Origin of the sequence: Burkholderia sp. DN3021 (assembly GCF_049805555.1) — a bacterium.
Classification (GTDB): Bacteria; Pseudomonadota; Gammaproteobacteria; order Burkholderiales; family Burkholderiaceae; genus Burkholderia; species Burkholderia pyrrocinia_C.
In genome coordinates, this window is sequence record NZ_JBNCAB010000164.1 from 1 (window position 1) to 5,261 (window position 5,261).

The 5,261-nt window shown below is 71.7% G+C and carries 5 protein-coding genes; all 5 read right to left on the reverse strand.

The annotated features are described in order from the left end of the window. A partial coding sequence (locus ACPUER_RS35800; protein ID WP_425133455.1) for an MMPL family transporter occupies positions 1–1,326 on the reverse strand: 1,326 nt, incomplete at its 3' end. Further along, positions 1,326–1,967, reverse strand: coding sequence for an outer membrane lipoprotein carrier protein LolA (locus tag ACPUER_RS35805; protein ID WP_175962065.1), 642 nt, complete (start codon positions 1,965–1,967; stop codon positions 1,326–1,328). The genes ACPUER_RS35800 and ACPUER_RS35805, both read right to left, overlap by 1 nt. Then, positions 1,964–2,941 (reverse strand): acyl-CoA synthetase, encoded by a 978-nt coding sequence (locus ACPUER_RS35810; RefSeq protein ID WP_425133456.1) that lies wholly within the window; start codon positions 2,939–2,941, stop codon positions 1,964–1,966. Before ACPUER_RS35810 ends, ACPUER_RS35805 begins: the two co-directional genes overlap by 4 nt. Then, entirely contained in the window at positions 2,938–4,692 is a 1,755-nt protein-coding gene (locus tag ACPUER_RS35815; protein ID WP_425133457.1) for an acyl-CoA synthetase family protein, read from the reverse strand. The genes ACPUER_RS35810 and ACPUER_RS35815 overlap by 4 nt, the downstream gene beginning before the upstream one ends. 64 nt (positions 4,693–4,756) lie before the next feature. Next, the coding region (locus tag ACPUER_RS35820; RefSeq protein ID WP_425133458.1) for a hypothetical protein at positions 4,757–5,261 on the reverse strand (505 nt) is incomplete at its 5' end.

Here is a 5,261-nt window from a genome sequence, read left to right on the forward strand (position 1 = left end):
CGGCCAGCGCAGCCGCGGCGCGGCGTCGGCCGCGCGCGCGAGCACGGCGCCGACGCGCGACACGTCGCGGATCGCGACATGCTCGCCGTGCAGGTGCGGCAGCACGAAGCGCGTGACGAGCGCGGCGGCCGTGAGCCCGGCGATCGAATACAGCCCGAGCTGCACGAGGCCCGGGAATCCGGAGAACAGCATCGACGCGAAACCGCACACGGACGTCAGCACGCCGAGCCGGATCGTCGGCCAGTACGCGGCGAGCCATGCGCGCGTCGCATCGGCCGGGCGCGCGCCGCCGCGCGTGCCGGTCTGTGCCGATTGCACGAACAGGTAGATCGAATAGTCGACGGCTTCGCCGATCAGCGTCGTGCCGAAGCCGAGCGTCAGCCCGTGGACCGTGCCGAACGCGACGCCGACCGCCGCGATCCCGGCCGCGACGCCCGTCAGCACCGGCAGCAACCCGAGCGCGAGCGTGCGCGGCGAGCGGTACAGCGTCAGCAGCAGCGCGACGATCAACACGACGCTCGCCATCGACAACCGCTCGACGTCGTGCCGGATCGTGTCGCGCATGTCGACCGAGAACACGCCGGGGCCCGTCATCGCGAGCGTGGTCGCGGCCGCGTTCGGCACGGCCTGCGTCGCGGCGGCGAATGCGCGGCGCACCGTGTCGATCGCGCGCGCCTGCGCGTCGGTATCGGAGCCGGCCGCGGCGGTCCGCACGAGGAGCACCGCGCGCGTACCGTCGTGCGACGCCCACACGCCGTCGCGGTTCGCCGGCTGCGCCGCGCTGTCGAGCTGGTCGACGAGCGCGGCGACTTCGCCGGTCGGGTCGCGCGGCAGCATCGCCTTGGCGACGAGGCCGGCCGACGAGCTCAGCAGGTCGAGGCTGTCGCCGAGCGCCTGATGCAGGCCGTCGGCGCTGAAGCGCTGCGGCGTGACCGCCGGGCTCAGCAGGTAGCGGTGATCGAAGATGAACTGCCGGTCGCGCGCGTCGTTCGCGGCTTCGCCGTTGTTCACCGCCGCGAACTGCGGATCGGTGCGCAGCGTGCCGGCGATGCGCCGCGACAGCGAGGCGCGCGTACTTGCATCGCCGCCGTCGATCGCGACGAGGATCAGCCGCGACACGATGCCGTCGCGCAACTGGTCGACGAGCACGCGCTGCCCGGCGCTCGGCGAGTTTGGCAGGAACGCTGACAGATCGGCCGTGAAGTGCGCGCGGCCGATCGCGACGCCGCACGCGACGAGCGCGAGCAGCCACACGAGCACCGCGCGCTGCCGCAACGCGTGCAGGCGGCGCATGACGGGCGACGGACGGATGCGCTGCTCGTCCATCAGTTCGGATTCGCCGGAACGGGTTGCAGGCGCATCACGGAATGATCGCCGTCGGCCTGCCGGATCGCGACGCCGCGCAACACATCGCGCGTGCCGTCGAGCGTGATCGTGCTGACCACCTTCAGCATCCGCGAGTCGAGCGGCGTGAGCGTCAGCGTCCAGTCGTCGCCGCGCCCGGCGAGCGCGACCTTGTACACCTGTTCGAGCGCGAAGCGGTTGCCGGCGAGCGTCGCACGGATGCTGTCGATGAACGCGCCGAGTTCCGGATAGCGCGCGAGCGCGAGCGTGTACTTGCGGTTGTTGCGCTCGACGGTGAGCATGTCGCCGTCGACGACGAGGTGTTCGGGCTTCGGGCTCAGCGTGTGCTTTTCCAGATGATCGGGCGCGACGAACACGAGTTCGCCGGACGATTCGACCGGCTGCGTGGCGATCGACAGGTACTTCGTTTCGGTGAACGTTGCGCGTCCCGACTTGTGCTGCGCGAGCGTCGACATCAGCCGGTCGAGGTTCCAGGCCGAACCCGTGTCGGCCGCGTGCGCGGGCACGGCCAGCGTGATCGCTGCGGCGGTTGCGGCGAGCAAGCGGGCGCCGCGGTGCAGCGCGAGCGGGAACGGGAGCAGGAAGCGGCGAACGGCGGTCATGCGTCGGAATCCCTCGTGGCGGGCAGGTCGGCAGCGGCGCACGCAGCGTCGCGGCGCGCGGCCGCAGCGTCGCCGACTTGCCAGAAATCGAAATAGTTGAACCAGTTGTACGGCGCTGCTCGGCAGTACTTGTCGAGCAGCGCGACGTAGCGCGCGAGTGCCGCGTCGACGGCCGCCGCGCGCGCGTCGCGCCGCACGTCGGAGAAATCGGCGAGCGTTTCGAAGTGCACGTCGTAGCGATTGCCGTCGCGATAGAGGCCCGTCATGAAGATCACCGGGCGTCGCAGCATCGCAGCCATGTAGAGCGGGCCGAGCGGGAATGCGGCCGGCGTGCCGAGCAGCGGCAGCCGCCGCAGCGACGCGGCCGCGTCGTCGCGCAGCGTGCGGTCGGCGAGCATGCCGATCATGCAGTTCGCGTCGAGGCGCTCGCGTACTTTCAGCATCGAGTCGACCTGCCCGAGCGGAATCACTTCCGGCGTCGCGGCCGGATTCACCGCGGCGAGCGTCGCGTTGATCTTGCGCGCATTGTTCTCGTACATCGTGACGACGACGCGCAGGTCCGGGTGCGTGCGCCCGATCGCGCGCACGACCTCGAAGCTGCCGAGGTGCGCACCCATCAGGAACGCGCCGCGTCCGCCCGCGAGCGCATCGTCGACGAGCGTTTCGCCGTGCAGCCGGATGTCGAACAGGTCGAAGCGCCCGTTCATCAGATAGATGCGGTCGTGGATCGTCGCCGCGAACGTGAACACGTGCCGGTACACGTCGCGCCAGCGTGCGGGGCGGCCGAGCAGGCGACGCAGGTAGTCGCGCGACGCGGCGCACGCGACCGGCGAGAACAGCACGAAATACGTCGCGATTAGATGCAGCACGATGCGCGCGCGCTGCCGGCCGAAGCGCAGCGAGATCCACGTCATCGCGCGCAGCAATCCCGCGTTGCTGCGCTCCTGGCGCTCGGCCCACGCGGTGCGCTTCATGGCTGGGCACCGTCCTGCACGGCCGGCGGCGCGGACAGCACGCCGGTCGCGACATCACGCGACCCGGCGCGCAGCGTGAAGCGGATCGCGCCGCTGGCCGAGGCGTCGAACGCGAGATCGAGCGGTTCGTCGGGCGCGACCGGGCTGAGGAATTTCGCGGAACCGAGCCGCCACGCGTGTAGCGGACGGTTCAGCGCCGCGCCGATCGCGTGGATCGCGTGATCGAGCAGCACGACGCCCGGCACGACCGGATGACCGGGGAAGTGGCCGGGCAGCGCCGGATGGTCGGCGGGAATCGTGAACGCGAGTGCGGGCGTGCCGGCCGCGTCGCGCGAGGGAAGCGGTGCGGCCGCGGCGCGTGCGTGTCGTGCGACGAGCGCGGCCAGCACGTCGCGCGGCAGTTTGCCCGTTTCGTTGCGCGGCAGCGCGTCGACGAACACGAGCGGGCGCGGCATGAACGCGGGATCGATCCGCTCGCGCAGCGCGCGCTGCAGATCGGTGGCCGCGAGCGTCGGCGCGACGACGAGCGCGACGAGGCGTGTGACGGGTTCGAGGCTCGTATCATCGTGCGCGGCCGCGGTTTCGTCGGGCATGAAGAACACGCCGTCGACCACCTCCGGAATCGCGTTGAGCTGATGGTTCAGGTATGCGAGCGACGTGCGCTTGCCGGCGATGTTGACGAGATCGGCCTTGCGGCCGTGCAGCAGGAAGCGGCCGTCGCCGAGCAGTTCGAGCGCATCGCCCATCGGCACGGGTGCCTCGACGTGTCCGCCCGACACCCAGACGGTCGGCCCGCCGCCGTCGCCGGCGCCGTCGCTTGCGGGCTCGTCGCGCGCGTCGAGCTGGATGCCGGGGAACAGCTGCCACGCTGCGCCCTGCGACGTGCGGCGGGTCGCGATCTGGCCGGTCTCGGTGCTGCCGTAGATCTCGACGAGCGGTGCGTCGAGCGCGGCCTCGGCTTCGCACGCGAGCTTCTCCGACAGCGGCGCGGTGGCCGACAGCACGAGCGCCGCGCGCGGCAGTGCATGGCCGGCCGACAGCAGCGCGCGCAGGTGGATCGGCGACGTGACGAGCACGCGCGGCTGCGGGATCGCGTCGAGTTCGTCGCGAATGTCGACCGGGTAGAACGGCTGGCGGTTGCTGAACGCGAGGCCGCCGATCAGCGCGAGCAGCACCGTCGATTCGAAGCCGTACATGTGCTGCGCGGGCACCGTGCCGATCAGCGTGGCCGCGCGGCCATCGAGCAGCCCGAGGCGGTCGGCCGCCGCGCGCACGCAGCCGACCAGGAAGCCCCAGGACTTGCGGTGCGGCACCGGCGCGCCGGTCGAGCCGGACGTGAACACGTACGCCATGATCCGCGCCGCATCGATCTGCGGCACGGCGAACGGCGCATCGTCGGCGAGGTCGCCGGGGGCGGCGTCGGGATACGCGAAGCGTGGCAGGTCGATCGCGCAGTCGTGCGCGTCGTGCAGGCAGAACGCATCGGGCGCGAACGACGCGAGCTGGCGGACCATTTCCGGCGTGTGCGTCGACGGCAGCAGGCTGACCCTGCCGGAGACGAGCGCCGCGCACAGGCTGACCGCGAAGCGGTAGCGGTCGCGGCACACGTTGAACACGTGATTGCCGGCGGGCAGCGCGGCGGCCACGCGCGCGACGTCGGCGACGAACGCGCGCACGGTGACGGGCGCGCCGTCGCGCCAGGCGATCGTCTGGTCCGGCGACGAATGGAATACCAGCGGGTGAGTCGGCATAAATCGGTAAAAACGGGAGCGAAGGCCGGCGCGGCCGCGTTGCGGCGCCGCGCCGGCCGTGAATTCATCGTGACGCCTGCGACGCGTGGGTTGTCGCGCGATACGCGCGCACCGCGTCGACCATTCGCGGCCGCGGCTCGTGCGGCAGCGCGAAGCGCCGGCAGGCATGCTCGGCGGCGAACATCACGGCGACGAGCGGCAGCGACAGGTAGTTCGCGAACGTCGACCACGTGACGATCGGCGCGGTCGCGAACAGCAGCGTCGACACGGCGGCGATCGCGACGAAGAACAGCGTCCACGCGAGCGTGATCTGCCGCGTATAGCGCGCGACGGCCGGCGTGACCGCGCCGTGGATCATCGTCGCGAAGCGCGTGCACAGCGGCACCTCGCCTGCCGCGAGCGTGCGGCCGAACAGCAGCGCCATCGCGACGTTGAAGCTCGCGTGTTCCAGATACAGGCCCCATTCGAAGTGCCGCGCGAGCGGCGCGCGCGCGGCCCACAGTGCGGCGGCGGCCAGCAGCCACGCCGGCACGAACCATGCACGTCGCGGCGAGCGCAGCGCCGCGCCG

Excerpts from the sequence above, each read along its gene's own strand:
- ACPUER_RS35805 (WP_175962065.1), bottom strand. The coding sequence starts at position 1,967 with ATGACCGCCGTTCGCCGCTTCCTGCTCCCGTTCCCGCTCGCGCTGCAC.
- ACPUER_RS35810 (WP_425133456.1), bottom strand. The coding sequence starts at position 2,941 with ATGAAGCGCACCGCGTGGGCCGAGCGCCAGGAGCGCAGCAACGCGGGA.
- ACPUER_RS35815 (WP_425133457.1), bottom strand. The coding sequence starts at position 4,692 with ATGCCGACTCACCCGCTGGTATTCCATTCGTCGCCGGACCAGACGATC.